The following is an 18,172-nucleotide window of genomic DNA, read 5'->3' as shown; positions in this document are numbered from 1 at the left end:
CTTTAGCTTCACATAGTTCTGAGGATATTATATTTTCCGTTTATCCAACTGACTCGCCAGACTATCCCCAAATGCTTGAACGAGCATGACCAAAGCCACTAGAACCACAATCACAGCAAACATGATTTGCATATCAAAACGCTGATAACCATAGCGATAGGCAATATCACCCAAGCCACCTGCACCAATAGCACCGGCAATCGCAGAAGAGTTAATCATGGTCACGATGGTGACAGTAAAACCTGCAACAATTCCAGGTAAAGCTTCAGGCAAAAGGACATGCCAAATGATTTGTTTGCGATTACAACCCATCGCTTGAGCTGCTTCAATTAAACCTTGATCAACTTCCCGTAGACTGACTTCTGCGATACGTGCAAAGAAAGGCGTTGCTGCTAAAGTCAATGGAACGACGGCTGCCCAAACCCCATAACTTGTGCCGACGATCCAACGTGTAAGCGGAATCAGCGCAACCATTAAAATCAAAAAAGGGACAGAACGCGTGATGTTAATTATAGTACCGAGCGCATGATTAATTTTTTTGGAGGGATAAATGCCTTGCTCAGAGGTATTGACCAAAATAACAGCCAAAGGTAAACCAATTAAAAAGGCAACTACGGCAGACACGCCAACCATGATTAAAGTATCAATCGTACCTGTCAGTAATAAATCAATGAGTTGGTCTTGCATAGCCGAGTACCTCAATTTGCGCAATGTGATGTTTTAGTTTTTCTTGTAGATGTTGAATGTCGAGATCTGTTTGAGCAGTCCCAACGATGAGTGTTCCAATCAAATGCCCTTGAATGCTGTCAATATGGCTTTGATATAAATGTACTGAATGATCAAATGCTTGGAAGACTTGAGTTAAATCAGGTGAATGTTTCGGGTCAGTTTCATAACGAAGTTTGACAATGCTATGTGTTGAATCATTGTGCAGTTCACGATTCACTTGAAACGGTAAATCCAATTGTTCTAAGTTCAATAATTCCTGCGTGATTTTTTGTTGTGGCTGTGAAAATACCGACCATACTTGCCCCGATTCAACAATTTCACCATGTTCAATCACCACCACTTGATCGCAAATTTCACGAATGACTTGCATTTCATGGGTAATTAAAACAATGGTAATCCCTAATTCACGATTGATTTTTTTCAATAAAGACAGCACCACTGAGGTGCTTTCAGGGTCAAGTGCTGAAGTGGCTTCATCACAAAGTAAAATTTCAGGATGATGTACCAAAGCACGTGCAATCCCAACACGCTGTTTTTGTCCGCCAGACAATTGAGCAGGGTAGTTATTGGCTTTACTGTCCAAACCGACCAATGTGAGCGCTTCATTCACACGAGTTTCGATTTCAGCTTTATTCACATGCGCTATTTTTAAAGGCAGTGCAACATTTTCCCAAACAGTTTTGGCTGACATGAGATTGAAGTGCTGAAAAATCATGCCAATTTTTTGACGGGTTTGAATCAATTCTGCATGACTCAACTCCGCTAAATTCTGTTGATGAATATGAATACTGCCCTCGGAAATACTTTCCAAACCATTTAAGGTACGAATCAGTGATGATTTTCCTGCACCACTTTTACCGATGATGCCGAAAATTTTGCCTTGTGGAATATCGAGGTTGATATTTTTCAATGCATGAGTTTGTTGATTTTGCCCATCATAATATTTATTGAGATCACGAATTTTAATATGAGGGACTGAAAAATCGACTTGTGAACCGAAGCTAACCATATTTATTCTCCTTATTTCCAACCTGCAAACCACATGTCTTTACCGAAGTCTTTGTCTAAAATTTCACGGACTTGTTGTGAGTTTTGGAAAGCATGGATAAATTTTGCTAATTTTTGATTTTGGTCTTGATAATCACTGCGTGTAACAAAAAGAATCGCGTACTTTTTATCAATCGGATCTAAGAACAATGCGCTGTGCGGATCTGCTTTTCTCGCCATATTTAGATAATGAGGGAAACCAAAAATGAGATCAGCATCATCATAAGCCAAAGCTGTTTGCGGACCTTCAACTTCTAAAAATTTCAATTGCTTAGGATTGGAGACAATATCTTGAAGAGTAGACAATTCATTATTGACATCTTTGATCTGAATTAATCTAGCACGGTGCAATAAGATCAATGCACGTGCTGAATTTACAGGATCACTTGGAATGACCACACGCGCATTTTGTGGCAATGCATCTAAGGACTTATATTGTTTTGAATATAAACCAACATGACTACCACTGCCTGTACCAAAAGCATGCAAATCGTAATTGGTCTGTTTAATGGCATTTTTAAGAAATACACTTTGTTGGAAAAAATTCGCATCAATGTCACGGTTCTGTACTGCAACATTCGGTGCTTGCCAATCCGAAAATTCTACCAATTTGACATGAATACCATCTTTTTCAACTTCTTTGGCAACCGCTTGCAAGAGTTCTGCATAAGGTGGACTGATGCCTATGGTCAAGACATTATCTTGCTGTTGGTTTTTGACATAGCGATAACTGAATAGTCCGACTACGACAAGAATAACGATAAGCCCAATGATCAGGTTTTTGCTTTTGAGTTTGGAAACTTGCGACATGATTTATTCCTTATTTCCAACCTGCAAACCATAGGTTTTCACCGACATCATCATTTAAAGCTTGTTTAACTTTGTCAGAAGTTTGGTAAATTTTAATAAACTCTTTTAACTGTTCTGCTTTCTTAGGATGGGTTTGCTCATAATCATCTTTCACCACAAATAAAATGGCATAACGGGTATTGGTATTGTCATCCAATAACAAAGCTTTATTTGGATCAATGGTTTTTGCCAAACGTAAATAGAGTGGATAGCTAAATACCAAATCAGCATCATCAACTGCACGTGCAGTCTGCGGTCCTTCAACTTCGATGAAATTAAAATGCTTTGGATTTTCTATAATGTCTTGCAAATTCGACAAATGATTTTCAGGGTTTTTGAGCGTAATGAGTTTGGCTTGTTGTAATAACAATAAAGCACGACCTTGATTCACAGGATCATTGGGAATCACCACACGTGCATTTTCAGGCACAGCATCTAAGGAATTATATTTTTTAGAATAAAGACCAACATGGGTTGCAACACCTGTGGCAATCGGTTTGAGCTTAAAGCCTGTTTCTTTGGTGGCATTGCTTAAAAATGGCTGATGTTGAAAATAGTTGGCATCAATATCACCATGATTCAGCGTGATATTGGGTGTATTCCAATCTGAAAATTCGACGAGTTTTACATGAATCCCTTTTTGCTTCGCTTCATCAACTGCAACTTGTAAAGGTTTTGCAAATGGTGGACTAATCCCTAGGGTAATCTCTTCTGAACCTGCTTTTTTATGCTGATTCCAATAAATTAATCCTGCGATGACCGCGATAATAATCACACCAAGTACAATAAACTTGTTTTTGGATTGCTGTGATTTGGCTGTTGTATTTGTTTGAGTCATGTATAACCCCTTAAATAAAATAATCTCATTTGAGATATGTAAAAACGAATAGACTTGTATCTTTTGAACCGTTTTAATCAATTTTTTGAAAAGTAATGAAAGTTCCCTCTCCTTGTAAGGAGAGGGTTAGGGAGAGGTATCTTTATAAGGATTTCCTCATCCTCTTGTGGAGTCCCACTCCTCATCCCAAAGGGGCTTTTCATTATTTATTCGATCCTGAAAATATATTAAGCACTTTGCTTAGCCACTGTTTCTCTCACAATGTATTGGTGTTGCTTATCTTTATCGCTTTGACATCGAAAATGTGAAGCAGGGTGTAGCGCTGTAAGATGATCGCCATGTTGAAAGATTTTTTGGCGTAAAGAGCCTTGCGCATATTCAGTTTTAAATCGTCCACGTTGTTGAAGTTCAGGAATCACATGTTGAATAAAGTCACGATGTGATTCAGGTGCTACTGTGCGAGTCAGGTTAAAACCATCAATACCCGTTTCATCAATTAGTTGAATCAGTTTTTCAGCAACAGTTTGACCACTCCCGATGATCAGTGGATAACGTCCACCAAGTTTGTGCTGTGCTTTTAAATCATTTGGCGTGATCTTATTTTCTTTAAACTTATTATTCACCGATGCAATGCTATTGGTTTGACGATAAGGAATCGCTTCATCATCTGCATATTGCGCAAGATCAATACCAACAGAACTTGAGAAATGCGCCAAACCTGCTTCAGGGCTTGCATAACTTGCATATTCTTCAAGTTTTTGCTGTGCCAATACATCCGTTTCAGCGGTGACGACTGTAATACCAACAAAGATTTTAATGTCCTCAGGGTTGCGACCTTGTTGCACAGCCAATTCACGAATTTTATCAACCTGCTGTTTGATCTTTTCAGGTTGGTCACCGCCAATGAAGACACATTCGGCATGTCGGGTAGAGAAGGCTAGACCACGAGGTGAAGCACCTGCTTGAAACAGTACAGGTGTACGTTGTGGTGAGGGTGAAACTTGGAATACACCTTCACTTTGATAGAAACGACCTTGATGTTGAATCTGATGCACTTTATTGGGGTCAGTGAAAATACGATTTACTTTATCTTTACGAATCGCATCATTTTCCCAGGAACCTTCCCAATATTTATAGCAAAGCTCTAAAAATTCCTCGGCTTGTTCATAGCGCAGATCATGGTCTTTTAAACCCTTTTGACCAATTAAACGCTCGGCACTGTCCAAATACCCTGTGACAATGTTCCAACCGATACGGCCTTGGGTGAGATGATCTAAACTCGCAAAGCGCCGTGCAAATTGATAAGGCGTTTCATAACTTAGATTGACTGTAATTCCAAAACCTAAGTTTTGAGTCACACTTGCCATCGCTGAAACCAAGGTAGATGGATCATGACTTGGCAATTGAATAGATTCTTTCAGTGTCAAATCTATACCATTCTGATATACATCATAGACCCCTGTAATATCGGCAATAAATAAACCATCGAACAATCCTGCTTCCAATGTTTTTGCAAGATCAGTCCAATAACTGAGTTCATTGAAACGATGTGACTGATCACGAGGATGCGTCCACAAACCATGATTGATATGACCCACGCTGTTCATATCAAAAGCGTTGAGTAGAATTTGCTTTTTTTGCGTCGATTTTTGAGATGTATTTGTCATTACAATGTCCCTCTGCGTGGTGGGAGAATATTGTTCAGCACATAATTTCCAATAAAGTAATATTTCCAACGAGATGCATCATGCAAGGTATGTACACGAGCATTGCGCCAATGTCGATCTAAGCCATCTGTCCGTTGACTGCCACGGCTTCCTGCAAGTTCAATTAATTTCGATGATGCTTTGAGCGCTGTTTCTGTACTGTGCGCACGAACCTTTGCGACATCGATTGAAGCTTTGGCAATATTCTCAGCAGTTGGATGAGGCTTTGCTAGATCAATCGATTGAGCCGCTTGTTTGAGGAGTACTTCACTTGCTTGAACATCAGCTGCTACACGACCCAATTCATAAATGGTTAATGGATCTTGATCTGCACTTTCTACTTTGGCATCGACCCAAGCCCGTGCCTTTTTCACACTTTGAATGGTTTCTTCAAATGCCGCTCGGGCGATGCCTGTTTCAATTGCAGCATGCATGATTTGCGCAAAAGGACCGACCAAGGTGGGTTCGGAAAATGCGTGATCAAAACGCACCACATCTTCAGCTTCAACAAAAACTTGATTGAATTTAACCGTACCGCTACCTGCCGTTTTTTGTCCAAAACCTGTCCAATCATTGATACGTTGAACGCCTTGAGCATCGGCTGAAATAAAAGCAAGGTATTCACGATCCTCTGCATCACGGACAAGCGTTGGAATACGATGTGCAAATAAACTGCCTGTGCAATAGAATTTTTCACCATTCACCACAAAGCCATGCTGATTTTGAGCTTGCGCAATTTGGGTATGTTTTTGCGCTGCGGTTTTGGTCTTAAACTCTGCCAATGCATTGCCATAACGCGCACCTGCAAGTACTTCGGCATAGAACTTTTGCTTTTGCGTTTCTGTGCCATTATTGCGCAGTACTTCCAAAGCATAAAAATGGTTCTGCGGAATTTGTCCGATTGAACCATCTACACCACTGAATAGTGCAATGATTTTTGCTACAGTCAGACTGGAAACTTCCGCACCACCATATTGTTTTGGTACTGTAATTGCCCATAGACCTGATTGGCTAAAAGCTTCAATTTCCTCAAAAGGCAAAAGACGTTCAGCATCTCGTTGAATCGCACGTTCTTTAAATTGCACACTTAAGGCTTCGGCAATGTCTAAAGCCTCTGCATCAGTTTTGATTATATGTGCTTTGGCAAAGCCTAGATTTGCTACTGTTTCAGTATGTTCAGATTTATAAATATTTTGAAAAGTGGTCATCTTATTCCCCTGATGAATGATTTTTACTGTGTGTTAAATCCAAGCATGGCGTTGGTTTTGCACACCATTGAGGTAAAAATTACCAATGGCATAAAATTTCCAACGAACAGGGTCATGAAGGGTGTGCACACGGGCGTTGCGCCAATGTTGATCGAGATTGTGTGTCTCCAAACTTGAACGGCTACCACCAAGTTCAATCAGCTTTTCAGAAATATGTAGGGCAGCATCATTGGCATAGACTTTGGCTTCAGCCACAATGATCGAAGCTTTACTGGCTTCTTCAGGTGTAACAATCTCTTGAGAATCAAGTTGATCAAGGTATTCAGCCGCTTCATCCAACAGTAAAATAGAAGCATCGAGCAAAATATTTAGTTTGCCGACTTCCTGTAGGGTGTAGGCTTCAAAACTGGCTTTCTCGACATTGGCATCGACAATAGGGCGTGCTTTATGAATCGTAGAAATTGTTTCGGCAAAGGCAGCTTCTGCGATTCCGACATCAATCGCCACTTGGATCAGTTGTGAATATGCACCACGATATTTAGATAAATCTGCGAGCACATGTTCTTTCATGATTAAGTCAGGATGAACCACCACATTATTTAAGCGAACTGTGCCACTCGCCGTAGTACGTTGCCCAAAACCATCCCAATCATCCAAGATTTCAACACCTTTTGCCTTGGCATCAATAATGGTCAAAACCGTATAGCCCTCAGGATGTAAGGCACGAATGGCCAAGTAATCGGCAAAATAAGACCCTGTGGAATAGAATTTTTCGCCATTTAAAAGATATTGATCTTCAATTTTGTCTAATCGAGTTGTGATCGCAGTTGTATCTTTGCTATGACGTTCAGGACCGCCATTGGCTAAACGTTTTCCTTTGAGTATTTCGCCATAAATAAACTGTTTTTGTGGTTCATTGGCAATTTGTTCAATCGCATTCAATAAGCCAAATTGATTTTGTGGAATTTGCCCGACACTTGCATCTGCTTTGGATAAAATACGAAAAACCTGAACCAAAGTTTTATTGGAAACTTCTGCACCCCCATATTTTTTGGCGATGCGAATTCCTCCCAAGCCTTTGTGACTGAAATCGTCAATCACATCAACAGGGAGAATACGTTGTTGATCACGAATATTTCGTTCTACCAATGCAAAGTCAGCAACTTGATAGGCTGCATTAATTGCTTGTTGATCATTTTCAATAATAAAAATATTGGCTGTTGAATTTAAAGTAGACATGTTGGCACCTATGGATCAATACCAAAACGCTAAGCAATAATGCGGTAAAAATTAAACGAAGGATTCTTATTTACTTAGCACAATTATTTTTAAAGATTTAAAGTGCAAAGTTTTTGAAGATAATTAATAAGTTAATTGATTGAAAATTAATAAATAAGTCTAATTTTTGAGATGAAAATAACATCAATTTCAAATTGATTATTCCTGTATTAAATAAAGACTCAAGAAAGAGAGATAACAGATACGATGAAAATTGAGTGAGATGACAGATAATTTGAGCAAAATGTTCATTGTAATTCTGCGGATGAGTGTCTAAAGTACAGAAGATTAGTCAGGATTCATCTATCTATTTTAGATCACCTTAAGTTTTTAATTAGAAGAATAAATTTGGAGATTTCATGCGCACGTTGTACCAATTCCCACTCTCTCATTATTGCGAAAAAGCACGTTGGTTGCTGGATCATAAGGAATTGGATTTTACTGCGCAAAATGTTACGCTAGGTGTACATCGCGCTTTTGCTCAACTAAAAACAGGGCAAAATAAATTACCGATTTTAAAAGATGGCGAAAAATATGTAGCGGGAACAACCCAAATTGCACTGTATTTAGATGATGTCTATCCAGAACATCGTTTGATTCGTGGTGACACGACATTACGTGAAAAGATCTTAGAAATAGATGGGATTTGTAATGAACTGGGGATTCATGTACGTCGTTGGGGCTTGGCACATGCACTGGCTGAAGGTGATGAATCACTTGAAATTATTATCGGTGAAAAAGGTTATTTACGTCAGTTTGAGAAATTTTCCAAACCAATTCTAAAAAGTTTGATGTCAAAACGCTATCAGCTCGATGATGAGCGTGTGGAACAGTCTAAATATAGCCTCGATATGACGATTGAAAGCCTGAATCAAGTTTTAGTTGAAAATGGATGTCGTTATATGGTTGGAGATCGTTTAGGATTGGCTGATATTGCGGTATGTTCTATGCTTGCACCTTTACTGACACTTGATTCAACGCCATGGGAAAGAGAACAGGCAGAGCATAATTCAGTTGAATTCACAGCGTTTTGCCAGCATTTACTGGAACTTCCTTTGGGACAATATATCAAACGAATTTATGCAACCGAACGTCATGCACGTGTGGATTGGCGCGGGATTTAAATAGAATTACAGGTGTAATCGAGATAGATTCTCAATATAAGTCTCCATTTTTTTGAAAAATTCAGTATCATAGGGCGTGATTGGAGATTTTTTGAATGCAAAAGTTCGTGATGTTAGGTGCTTTAAGCACTGTTTTATTGATGGTAGGTTGTGCTGAAAAAAAACCTGCAACGCCTGAAGAGATTTGGCAAGGTTACTGTACCAGTATTGGCAATGCAGCGCGTTCGATCACTTTAGATCGTCAAAACGGTATTACGCATAAAGAAGCGTTAGACTATGCCAATAAAGTAACAGATCCAACAACGAAAGGTTTTGTACTTGAATATCTTGAAAAAATTTATGCATTACCAGATGCAGAATTGAAAGCTGATCAAACTGCGGTACAAACCAAGTTCAAACAAGAAGCCTATGAACAGTGTTTAAAAACACCACATGATCCGAAAAAAATGCCAGATTACAAACCGTTCTAAGTGAACGGTTTTTTTATATCAGTCATTTATGGAAATAGGTCAAATTTAGTCACAAAATATGATTAGCATAAAAAAAGAAAAGCATATATAAAATATAGAAATAGAAAATAAAAACTCGCGAGGACTGATCATGGAAGTTGTTGCATATTTACACAATGCGGATTTGCTCGTAGAAGATGAACAAGGTGTGGCTGTCATTAGTGGGAGCCATTATGTACTGAGTCTTGGTGATAAAGTTTTTTTCCAAGAAATGATTGATGAACAAGCCAAACTCTATTTAGTCAAAATATCCTTTGCCAGTGCAGATCACATGATGTTGCATGAGGACGAAGTGCAAATGAAATTTGAAGGTTGTCGTACTGAATTTCAAAAGTACGTAAACAGTACAACAGTCCACTAAGGTGTAATACTTTTAGTCACAATACTATGGCAACATTTAGGTTGCCATTTTTATGTCTATAAAATGTCGTTAAAAGTAATGCGAATGTCAGTAATCTCTGAAATGATTGTTGAATGATCAAATTTCAAGTTTTCCGTATAAGATGTGCTTAACTATTTATTTATAAAATAATGGTCATCACGAATTAATACGTTCATTGCATTAACTTTTGACATGATTTTTAGTAAAATTTGACAGTCCATATTGCTCGTGAAGCTTTTGACAAGCTGGAATTCATAAGCAATTTTTTAAAAAAGAGGAATAACACCGTGCTAGAAGCTTACCGCCAACACGTTGCAGAACGTGCCGCACTCGGAGTCCCACCGAAGCCACTTGATGATGCTCAAACTGCTGAACTAGTTGAATTATTAAAAAATCCACCAGCTGGCGAAGAAGCATTCTTAGTTGACTTGCTTGAAAATCGTGTTCCAGCAGGTGTTGACCAAGCTGCTTATGTAAAAGCTGCATTTTTAACAGCTGTTGCAAAAAGTGAAGCGACTTCTCCATTAGTTTCTAAAGAACGCGCGGTTTACTTACTAGGTACTATGCTTGGTGGTTATAACGTAGCGCCTTTAGTTGCTCTTCTTGATGATGCTGCGCTTGCTGAACTTGCTGCTGAAGCACTTAAGAAAACTCTTCTTGTATTTGATGCGTTCCATGACGTTGCTGACAAAGCAAAAGCAGGCAATGCAAATGCACAAGCAGTGATGCAATCTTGGGCTGATGCTGAATGGTTCACTAGCCGTAAAGATGTTCCAGAAGAAATCAAACTTACAGTTTTCAAAGTAACTGGCGAAACAAACACAGACGACTTGTCACCTGCACAAGACGCTTGGAGCCGTCCAGATATTCCATTACATGCAAATGCAATGTTGAAAAACGTACGTGACGGTATCAACCCAGAAGTTCCTGGTGAAGTTGGTCCACTGAACCAAATTAAAGATCTTGTTGCGAAAGGCAATCAAGTTGCTTACGTTGGTGACGTTGTTGGTACAGGTTCATCTCGTAAATCAGCAACTAACTCTGTTCTTTGGTTCTTCGGTGATGACATTCCGCACATTCCAAACAAAAAAGACGGTGGTTACTGCTTAGGTTCTAAAATTGCGCCGATTTTCTTCAACACTATGGAAGATGCTGGTGCATTACCAGTTGAAATCGACGTTCAAAACATGAACATGGGCGACGAAATCGTTCTTAAAATTGATCACGCTGCTGCAAAAGTAACTGCATCTAAAGATGGTGCTGTGATTGCTGAAGCTGAACTTAAAACTCCAGTTCTTCTAGATGAAGTTCGTGCGGGTGGTCGTATTAACTTGATCGTTGGTCGTGGTTTGACAACTAAAGCGCGTGAAGCTTTAGGTCTTCCTGCTTCTACTTTATTCCGTGCACCAGTTCAACCTGCTGCAACTGGTAAAGGCTTCACTCAAGCTCAAAAAATGGTTGGTCGCGCTTGTGGTCTTCCTGAAGGTCAAGGTGTACTTCCAGGTACTTACTGTGAACCTAAGATGACGACTGTTGGTTCGCAAGATACAACTGGTCCGATGACTCGTGACGAATTGAAAGACTTAGCTTGCTTAGGCTTCTCTGCTGATCTTGTTATGCAATCTTTCTGTCACACAGCTGCGTATCCAAAACCAGTTGACGTTCAAATGCAACACTCGCTTCCTGATTTCATCATGAACCGTGGTGGTGTATCACTACGTCCAGGTGATGGTATTATCCACTCTTGGTTAAACCGTATGCTTCTTCCAGATACAGTTGGTACTGGTGGTGACTCACATACTCGTTTCCCAATCGGTATTTCTTTCCCAGCAGGTTCTGGTCTTGTAGCGTTCGCTGCAGCAACTGGTGTTATGCCACTTGATATGCCTGAATCTATTCTTGTTAAGTTCAAGGGTAAAATGCAACCTGGTATCACTTTACGTGACCTTGTACATGCAATCCCTTATGTTGCGATCCAACAAGGTGACTTAACTGTAGAGAAGAAAGGTAAGAAGAACATCTTCTCTGGTCGTATCCTTGAGATCGACTTAACAGAAATGGAAACTGACTTAACTGTTGAGCAAGCATTCGAACTTTCTGATGCGTCTGCTGAACGTTCTGCTGCTGGTTGTTCAATCACGCTTTCTGAAGAGAAAGTTGCTGAATACCTTAAATCAAACATTACTATGTTGAAATGGATGATTTCTGAAGGTTATGGCGATGCGCGTACTATGGCTCGTCGTGTTGAGAACATGGAAAAATGGTTGGCGAATCCATCACTTCTTAAAGCTGATGCTGATGCTGAATACACTAAAGTGTATGAAATTGACCTTGCGACAATCACTGAGCCAGTTCTTTGCTGTCCAAACGATCCAGATGATGCGAAATTGTTATCTGACGTTCAAGGCGTGAAAATTGACGAAGTATTCGTTGGTTCTTGTATGACTAACATCGGTCACTTCCGTGCTGCTGGTAAATTACTAGATAAAGTACCAGGTGGTTCATTGTCTACTCGTTTATGGTTGGCTCCACCAACGCGTATGGACGAGCGTCAATTGATGGAAGAAGGTTTCTATAACATTTATGGTAAAGCTGGCGCACGTACTGAAATGCCAGGTTGTTCATTATGTATGGGTAACCAAGCACGTGTAGCTCCGAACACGACTTGTGTATCGACTTCTACTCGTAACTTCCCGAACCGTTTAGGTCAAGGTGCGAACGTTTATTTAGCTTCTGCTGAACTTGCTTCTGTTGCTGCTGTACTTGGTAAATTACCAACTCCAGAAGAATATCAACAGTATGCAGCTCAGATTGACAGCATGTCTGCTGACATCTATCAATACTTAAGCTTCGACAAAATGGAAACGTATACTGACGCTTCTAAAGAAGTTGATACTAAGAAAATTGCTGCTGCTCAATTGTCTTAATTGATTAAGTAGTTGAAAATAAGGGCTGATTATTCAGCCCTTATTTTTTGATAATAAAATGAAAAGTATCCCAAATTTACAAGACTATAAAATTGAACTCATACAAATATTGAGTAATACAAAAGCTGTTGAATTATTAAAAGAAAGTTTAAGAAAATTATTTTTAGAAGTATTAAAGAATAATTCTTATATGTCTTTGCCTGAATTTAAAATTGTGCCAACTGAGAGCTTACAATTTTCAGTTTGGTATCAAGATCCTGATGCAATCACTGAAACTTTGCGTATTCATCAAGAGAAATGTGATCTATATTTATGGCGATGCACAGACGAAAAGTGGTATTTAGATGATTTATATAATAATGCGAGTGAAATTACAGAACAGATTTTAGCTAGAATTCCAATTTTTCATAAGATTCCTGAAAATCCGAAAGAAGTTAAAGCATTGCTTGAAAGTGGTTTGATGGATTTTAAACCTGAAATTTTTCCAATCTTTTCAAAAAATAAACCGAATGATTTAAATGAAGTTCTAACGTGGGATGATCGGTTTTTATTGGTCGGCACCAAAGTGGAAAATTTAAAAATTTATAGCTTAACAGAATGGGATATGTTGATTGAGCGTGAAGATTTTATAAAAAAGTCGGACAATTATAATGAATAATGCTTCACATACATTAGACACTAATGTTCATGACTAAGTGTAAACAATAATTTATTCTATTTGAATAATATGTTTTTTAAAGAATGAAAATGAAATTTGTGAAAAAAATATTTAGTATACTTGTTTTGGTTTTTAGTTTCATAACGATTACTTATGCTGAAGAAATAAAGAATTATGATGTTACAAGCACGATAGAAAAAGCAAAAAGCAATGACAAACAAGGTCTTTATGAATTAGCTCTACTAAAACAAAATGGTATGTACGGTATTGAAAAAAATTTAAGTGAAGCAATTGAACTATATAAACGAGCATCTGCTTTAGGGCATCGTTCTGCTAATCATAATTTGGGAGTTCTCTATTATAAAGGACAGGGAGTGCCAGTTAATTATCCTGAAGCAGCTAAATGGTTTTCGATTGCAGCAGATCGAAAAGTTGAAGATTCTCAGCGTAATTTATTAAGAATGTATTATCGTAATGAGATAACAAGAAATGAAGAGAGAGTAGAAAGGATTCTGATTGAGCTTGCGGAACTAGGGCAACAAAAAGATATTGAAAGCTTGGCTAATTATTACTACTACGAAGTAAATAATTTGAATTTAGCTGAGAAACCAACACTACTTTTAGCTGAAAAGGGTATTTTAAAATATCAATTTCTAATTGCAATGATATATCTTAAAAAGAATAACCAGAATCCTGATTATGCTAATGCATATAAATGGCTTTTAAAAGCAGCAACTAAGGGTGATTATAAATCTAAAATTAGTTTGGCTGCACTCTATTATGGTGGGTTAGGTGTTTCTAAAAATGAAACTGAGGCAATGAAATGGTTTCAGTCAGCTTGCGCGCAAGATCCTGTATTAACTTCTGATATTTTTGATAAAGTAGCATCAAAAAACCAATTAAAAACTCCTAAATGCAAATAAAATTTTGATAAGTTAGGATATGCAATATGGTAGTTTTTAAACTGGGCACAAGTCAAAGACCAAGACGGCAGTTTTGTCTCTATCGAAAATGGTAATCAAGTGACTTATTTCAAAAAAGAAATTTTCAATCAGGATGTGTGACAATTTATCTACTGAAAAACAACCAGAGATTCAGACGCTAAAAAATGGGTTGATGACATAGATTTCATTAAGCTAGAAAGAGAAAGATGAGCAAATGCTTGTCTTTTTCATTATTTATAAGGTGATGTTTATAGATTTAAGCAATTAAACTCATTAAATCTTTGTTGTAAAACAGTCGTCATCCGCTCAACCAATGAGTCAATCAAACCGTCACGATCCCATGCATAAATAGAAATAGCGATAGGGGTAACTGAACCAAACTGTGTATATTGACGGACACGATAATTCTTTGTCGTTGCAATAGGTAAAAGAGATAAACCTAAACCTACTTCAACACTGACTAATATATTGGAGATACTATTTCCAGTAAAAGCAATGTACCAGTTTTGCTGTTCACGTTCCAAAAGCTCGAACATTTCATATCGATACAATCCACCTTGATGAAAAGCGACAAGGGCAAGGGGATTTTGCCAATTTCCGCCATGATCAATACTTTCAAACCATGCCAAAGGCTCTGGAAATGTCGCACGATGATCTGCACTGGCAGCAGATTCCTTAACAATCACAATATCAAACTGACCATTACAATAACTCTCCATTAATTCACGACTTAGCCCCGATGTAACTTCAAGACGCACATTTGGATTTGCTTGAGTAAAACTCCCTAAAATCAGTGCCATTTCAGCATTCATAATGTCTTCAGGCAAACCAATACGAATAGGAATCGTACCTGTAGGATCATCTAAAATTTGTTGAGCTTCCAGCTGTAGAGCCAAAATTCGTCGTGCATAACGAATGAGCTGTTCACCTGATGCAGTCAGTTGTAAGGGACGAGATTGACGATCAATTAACGGTTTTCCTACAGCATCTTCAAGACGTGCCAGTTGTTGACTGATCGTAGATTGGGTCATGTGCAAACGTTCAGCAGCCAAAGTAAAACTGCCTGCATCGACAATACTGACAAAAGCGCGAAGAAGACGCGGATCAAACATGAAAAGCCACCATTCTATAAAACGATAAACAGGCAAATGTGCATCAGATACTATTTAATATCTTAATGTATTTGATTAAATAATTTAATTTTTAAATAGTCATTTATTTGGCTATCCTGAGTCATATTCACTGAAATTCAAATATTTTGATGCGCGCTGAGTGCTGTTTATAAGGAAGATGATGCAATGTATAAATCATGGATAATCACGCTATGTGCTGTTGCAGTGAGCGCATGTGGTCATGCAACTTCAGGAGCTTCAATGCAAACAGAAACTTTACATCAAGCAGCAGAAACGGATGATGTTGCAAAAATTTCACAATTATTGTCAGAAAAAGCACCGATTGACGCACGTGATTTATCAGGCGCAACCGCATTATTGGTTGCTACACATGAAAATAATGTTGATGTGGCAAAAGCATTGATTGAAGCAGGTGCAGATGTGAATGCTAAAGATCTTATTCAGGATAGTCCTTATCTCTATGCAGGCGCGCGAGGTCATTTGGAAATTTTAAAAATGACCTTGCAACATGGCGCAGACTTGAAAAGTACCAATCGTTATGGCGGTACGGCACTGATTCCGGCGGCTGAACGTGGGCATGTGGAAACGGTACGCACTTTAATTCAGGCGGGCGTGGATGTGAACCATATCAATAATCTTGGTTGGACTGCCTTAATGGAAGCGGTGGTTTTGGGGGATGGTAGCCAAAAGTATTTAGATATTATCAATCTGCTAATTCAAGCAGGGGCAGATGTGAATATTCCTGATCGTGAGGGAGTGACTGCATTACAACATGCGCAAGAACGTCATTATTCTGCTATTGAAAAAGCATTGTTGAATGCAGGTACAAAATAGTTTAAGTGGAGGGTAACTGTGAAAAATATAGAAAATTTTCTTAAGCAAGCGATTGAATTGGCTTATCAAAACTGTGAAGTCGGTGGACGTCCATTTGGGGCAGTCTTGGTCAAAGATGACAATGTGATTGCAACAGGTGTCAATCAGATTATAACTACAAATGATCCTACAGCACATGCTGAACTTTTGGCTGTCCGTGCAGCAAGTCAGCAGTTAGGTACTGCCAATTTAGCAGGTTGTTCGGTTTTCGCCAGTGGTCAGCCATGTCCAATGTGTATGGCTGCGATGCGTATGGCAGGCGTGGAAGCAGTTTACTATGCACATTCCAATGAAGATGGAGAAGCATTTGGTTTGTCTACTGCGGGGATTTATGCAGACCTTGCCAAGCCTTTTGCTGAACAAAGTATGAATATTCAATATATTCCTGTACGGATTGAGCATAAGCCAGATTTATATGCATTTTGGAAAGCATCTACGCAATGAAATTTAAGCTGGATAAAAGCTGAACGATATAAAGGTTCAATAATCATCGTAGCAAAACCTAAGTGCAATCAATAGATATAAATGTAGAACTATGAAATTCCTCAATCATCGCAGCATGTTGGTCATCACAGTGGCTTTGGTCGGCTTAAATCTGCGTCCATTTATGACCAGTATCGGTCCTGTAATACATCAAATTCGCCACAGCACAGGATTAAGTTTACAAGGTGTTGCTTTACTAACTTTAGTGCCGATGTTGCTGATGGGAATCATCGCATTTATTGCACCCGCCATACAAAATCTACTGGGTGAGCGTAAAGCGATTCTCAGTGCATTGATGCTGATTGCTTTAGGCTGTGCTTTACGTTTTGTCGTGCCTAATGGTGCGGTATTAATTTTAACTGCGGCTATCATTGGATTTGGTGTTGCCGTGATTCAGGCAATCTTCCCGAGTTTAATCAAACGAGAATTTATTCAGCACTTAAGCCCGATGATGGGATTATATTCCGCCATGCTCATGGGTGGAGGGGCATTGGGTGCTTTGCTTGCACCTGCTGTTGCTGAAAGTCGTGGTGACTGGAAAATGGGATTGGCAATTTTCATCATCCCTGCAATGATTGCTTTGTTTTTTGCCAATGTTTTTATTCAACCAAATTCAGCAGCAACCAAAACTATGCCGAAGGTTAGGGTTTCGCTCAAACAGCCACGAACATGGTTATTGATCAGTTGTTTTGGTTTAATCAATGGAGGATATTCTTCAATTGTTGCATGGCTCGCACCTGCATTTCAGGATTTGGGTTGGAGCACCACAGCCAGTGGGCATTTAATGGCAGTGCTTACCTTAAGCCAAGCTGCGGCAGCATTACTTTTACCTTATTTATCTCGTGACAACAAAGATCGTCGTAGCTGGCTTGCTTTGACTTTGGTTTTACAATTGGTTGGTTTTGCTGGTTTGGCATTGCGACCTGAATGGATGCCGTATTTATGGGCAGTGACAGTGGGTGCGGGTTTAGGTGGTTGCTTTGCATTATTGATGGTGGTGGTTTTAGATCATTTGCCTGATCCTATACATGCAGGTCAATTATCTGCTTTAATGCAAGGTGGTGGTTTTATTCTGGCTGCGATGGCACCTTGGTTGCTTGCAGTTTTCCATAGTTTAACGGGTACTTATGTGATGGGTTGGGTTTGGCATTTCTCCATGGTGATTGTAGTAGGTGTATTGATGATCAGGTTGAATCCGCAACATTATGATAAAGTAATACGCTTAAACTAAGTGCTGATAGTTGAGCTTCTACATGCCTTCACAATCCCGATTCCTCTGTATAGGAGGCTTCCTCAACGGAACACAAGTCAAAGACCAAGGCGACAGCTTTGTCTGTATTGAAAATGGCAAACAAATCACTTATTTCAAAAAAGAAATTTTCAATCAAGATGCTTGGGATCATGATTACTATGTCTGTGAAACAACCAGTGATTTAGACGCTAAAAAATGGGTTTTTGACATCGAATAATTGTTCTTGTTAAAG

The 18,172-nt window shown here is 38.9% G+C and carries 18 protein-coding genes; 10 read left to right on the top strand and 8 right to left on the bottom strand.

All coding sequences use genetic code 11. The features are described from left to right. Positions 1 to 27: 27 nt before the first annotated feature. From EXE09_RS08980 to EXE09_RS08950, 7 genes are all read right to left on the bottom strand, one after another. Complete coding sequence (locus EXE09_RS08980; RefSeq protein WP_130117039.1) at positions 28 to 687, bottom strand: methionine ABC transporter permease; 660 nt, start codon at positions 685 to 687, stop codon at positions 28 to 30. Then, positions 668 to 1,738: a methionine ABC transporter ATP-binding protein gene (locus EXE09_RS08975; RefSeq protein ID WP_130117038.1), complete on the bottom strand. Its 1,071-nt coding sequence runs from the start codon at positions 1,736 to 1,738 to the stop codon at positions 668 to 670. Before EXE09_RS08975 ends, EXE09_RS08980 begins: the two co-directional genes overlap by 20 nt. Positions 1,739 to 1,749: 11 nt before the next feature. Further along, positions 1,750 to 2,586, bottom strand: coding sequence for a MetQ/NlpA family ABC transporter substrate-binding protein (locus EXE09_RS08970; RefSeq protein WP_130117037.1), 837 nt, complete (start codon positions 2,584 to 2,586; stop codon positions 1,750 to 1,752). 10 nt (positions 2,587 to 2,596) lie between these two features. Further along, positions 2,597 to 3,463, bottom strand: coding sequence for a MetQ/NlpA family ABC transporter substrate-binding protein (locus EXE09_RS08965; RefSeq protein WP_130117036.1), 867 nt, complete (start codon positions 3,461 to 3,463; stop codon positions 2,597 to 2,599). 227 nt (positions 3,464 to 3,690) lie between these two features. Continuing rightward, the gene (locus EXE09_RS08960; RefSeq protein ID WP_130117035.1) at positions 3,691 to 5,130 is read right to left on the bottom strand and encodes an LLM class flavin-dependent oxidoreductase; all 1,440 of its coding nucleotides are present in this window, start codon (positions 5,128 to 5,130) and stop codon (positions 3,691 to 3,693) included. Then, positions 5,130 to 6,377, bottom strand: coding sequence for an SfnB family sulfur acquisition oxidoreductase (locus EXE09_RS08955; RefSeq protein ID WP_130117034.1), 1,248 nt, complete (start codon positions 6,375 to 6,377; stop codon positions 5,130 to 5,132). Before EXE09_RS08955 ends, EXE09_RS08960 begins: the two co-directional genes overlap by 1 nt. A 33-nt stretch (positions 6,378 to 6,410) precedes the next feature. Then, positions 6,411 to 7,616 carry an SfnB family sulfur acquisition oxidoreductase gene (locus tag EXE09_RS08950; RefSeq protein ID WP_130117033.1) on the bottom strand — a complete coding sequence of 402 codons (1,206 nt, stop codon included), beginning with the start codon at positions 7,614 to 7,616 and terminating at the stop codon, positions 6,411 to 6,413. 398 nt (positions 7,617 to 8,014) lie between these two features. On the opposite strand from EXE09_RS08950, the gene EXE09_RS08945 reads away from it, so the two are divergent. From EXE09_RS08945 to EXE09_RS08920, 6 genes are all read left to right on the top strand, one after another. Further along, entirely contained in the window at positions 8,015 to 8,779 is a 765-nt protein-coding gene (locus EXE09_RS08945) for a glutathione S-transferase family protein (RefSeq protein WP_130117032.1), read from the top strand. Between the two features lie 95 nt (positions 8,780 to 8,874). Next, complete coding sequence (locus tag EXE09_RS08940) at positions 8,875 to 9,249, top strand: hypothetical protein (protein ID WP_087551728.1); 375 nt, start codon at positions 8,875 to 8,877, stop codon at positions 9,247 to 9,249. Between the two features lie 130 nt (positions 9,250 to 9,379). Then, positions 9,380 to 9,649, top strand: coding sequence for a hypothetical protein (locus EXE09_RS08935; protein WP_068974539.1), 270 nt, complete (start codon positions 9,380 to 9,382; stop codon positions 9,647 to 9,649). A 308-nt stretch (positions 9,650 to 9,957) separates the two neighbouring features. Further along, entirely contained in the window at positions 9,958 to 12,597 is a 2,640-nt protein-coding gene (locus EXE09_RS08930) for a bifunctional aconitate hydratase 2/2-methylisocitrate dehydratase (RefSeq protein WP_130117031.1), read from the top strand. 58 nt (positions 12,598 to 12,655) lie between these two features. Continuing rightward, a complete protein-coding gene (locus EXE09_RS08925; RefSeq protein WP_130117030.1) occupies positions 12,656 to 13,255 on the top strand; it encodes a hypothetical protein in 600 nt (199 codons plus the stop codon). Positions 13,256 to 13,344: 89 nt separating this feature from the next. After that, a complete protein-coding gene (locus tag EXE09_RS08920) occupies positions 13,345 to 14,178 on the top strand; it encodes a tetratricopeptide repeat protein (protein ID WP_165382047.1) in 834 nt (277 codons plus the stop codon). A 269-nt stretch (positions 14,179 to 14,447) separates the two neighbouring features. On the opposite strand, the gene EXE09_RS08915 is transcribed toward EXE09_RS08920, so the two are convergent. Beyond that, positions 14,448 to 15,311, bottom strand: coding sequence for a LysR family transcriptional regulator (locus EXE09_RS08915; protein WP_130117028.1), 864 nt, complete (start codon positions 15,309 to 15,311; stop codon positions 14,448 to 14,450). A 186-nt stretch (positions 15,312 to 15,497) separates the two neighbouring features. On the opposite strand from EXE09_RS08915, the gene EXE09_RS08910 reads away from it, so the two are divergent. The 4 genes from EXE09_RS08910 to EXE09_RS08895 all read left to right on the top strand — a co-directional run bounded on the left by EXE09_RS08910 (position 15,498) and on the right by EXE09_RS08895 (position 18,157). After that, positions 15,498 to 16,166 (top strand): ankyrin repeat domain-containing protein, encoded by a 669-nt coding sequence (locus EXE09_RS08910; RefSeq protein WP_130117027.1) that lies wholly within the window; start codon positions 15,498 to 15,500, stop codon positions 16,164 to 16,166. Positions 16,167 to 16,184: 18 nt separating this feature from the next. Continuing rightward, complete coding sequence (locus tag EXE09_RS08905) at positions 16,185 to 16,649, top strand: nucleoside deaminase (RefSeq protein WP_068974545.1); 465 nt, start codon at positions 16,185 to 16,187, stop codon at positions 16,647 to 16,649. 91 nt (positions 16,650 to 16,740) lie between these two features. After that, positions 16,741 to 17,919 (top strand): cyanate transporter, encoded by a 1,179-nt coding sequence (locus tag EXE09_RS08900; protein ID WP_130117026.1) that lies wholly within the window; start codon positions 16,741 to 16,743, stop codon positions 17,917 to 17,919. Between the two features lie 22 nt (positions 17,920 to 17,941). Continuing rightward, positions 17,942 to 18,157, top strand: coding sequence for a hypothetical protein (locus tag EXE09_RS08895; RefSeq protein ID WP_068974547.1), 216 nt, complete (start codon positions 17,942 to 17,944; stop codon positions 18,155 to 18,157). Positions 18,158 to 18,172 lie beyond the last annotated feature (15 nt).

Origin of the sequence: Acinetobacter sp. WCHAc060025 (assembly GCF_004209355.1) — a bacterium.
In the GTDB taxonomy this organism is placed as follows: Bacteria; Pseudomonadota; Gammaproteobacteria; order Pseudomonadales; family Moraxellaceae; genus Acinetobacter; species Acinetobacter wuhouensis.
Note: the sequence above shows the minus strand (reverse complement) of the source record. Positions and strands in the feature narration are given on the sequence as shown.

Excerpts from the sequence above, each read along its gene's own strand:
- EXE09_RS08895 (WP_068974547.1), top strand. The coding sequence starts at position 17,942 with ATGCCTTCACAATCCCGATTCCTCTGTATAGGAGGCTTCCTCAACGGA.
- EXE09_RS08935 (WP_068974539.1), top strand. The coding sequence starts at position 9,380 with ATGGAAGTTGTTGCATATTTACACAATGCGGATTTGCTCGTAGAAGAT.
- EXE09_RS08970 (WP_130117037.1), bottom strand. The coding sequence starts at position 2,586 with ATGTCGCAAGTTTCCAAACTCAAAAGCAAAAACCTGATCATTGGGCTT.
- EXE09_RS08960 (WP_130117035.1), bottom strand. The coding sequence starts at position 5,130 with ATGACAAATACATCTCAAAAATCGACGCAAAAAAAGCAAATTCTACTC.
- EXE09_RS08955 (WP_130117034.1), bottom strand. The coding sequence starts at position 6,377 with ATGACCACTTTTCAAAATATTTATAAATCTGAACATACTGAAACAGTA.
- EXE09_RS08925 (WP_130117030.1), top strand. The coding sequence starts at position 12,656 with ATGAAAAGTATCCCAAATTTACAAGACTATAAAATTGAACTCATACAA.
- EXE09_RS08910 (WP_130117027.1), top strand. The coding sequence starts at position 15,498 with ATGTATAAATCATGGATAATCACGCTATGTGCTGTTGCAGTGAGCGCA.
- EXE09_RS08980 (WP_130117039.1), bottom strand. The coding sequence starts at position 687 with ATGCAAGACCAACTCATTGATTTATTACTGACAGGTACGATTGATACT.
- EXE09_RS08900 (WP_130117026.1), top strand. The coding sequence starts at position 16,741 with ATGAAATTCCTCAATCATCGCAGCATGTTGGTCATCACAGTGGCTTTG.
- EXE09_RS08940 (WP_087551728.1), top strand. The coding sequence starts at position 8,875 with ATGCAAAAGTTCGTGATGTTAGGTGCTTTAAGCACTGTTTTATTGATG.
- EXE09_RS08965 (WP_130117036.1), bottom strand. The coding sequence starts at position 3,463 with ATGACTCAAACAAATACAACAGCCAAATCACAGCAATCCAAAAACAAG.
- EXE09_RS08915 (WP_130117028.1), bottom strand. The coding sequence starts at position 15,311 with ATGTTTGATCCGCGTCTTCTTCGCGCTTTTGTCAGTATTGTCGATGCA.
- EXE09_RS08945 (WP_130117032.1), top strand. The coding sequence starts at position 8,015 with ATGCGCACGTTGTACCAATTCCCACTCTCTCATTATTGCGAAAAAGCA.
- EXE09_RS08950 (WP_130117033.1), bottom strand. The coding sequence starts at position 7,616 with ATGTCTACTTTAAATTCAACAGCCAATATTTTTATTATTGAAAATGAT.
- EXE09_RS08920 (WP_165382047.1), top strand. The coding sequence starts at position 13,345 with ATGAAATTTGTGAAAAAAATATTTAGTATACTTGTTTTGGTTTTTAGT.
- EXE09_RS08975 (WP_130117038.1), bottom strand. The coding sequence starts at position 1,738 with ATGGTTAGCTTCGGTTCACAAGTCGATTTTTCAGTCCCTCATATTAAA.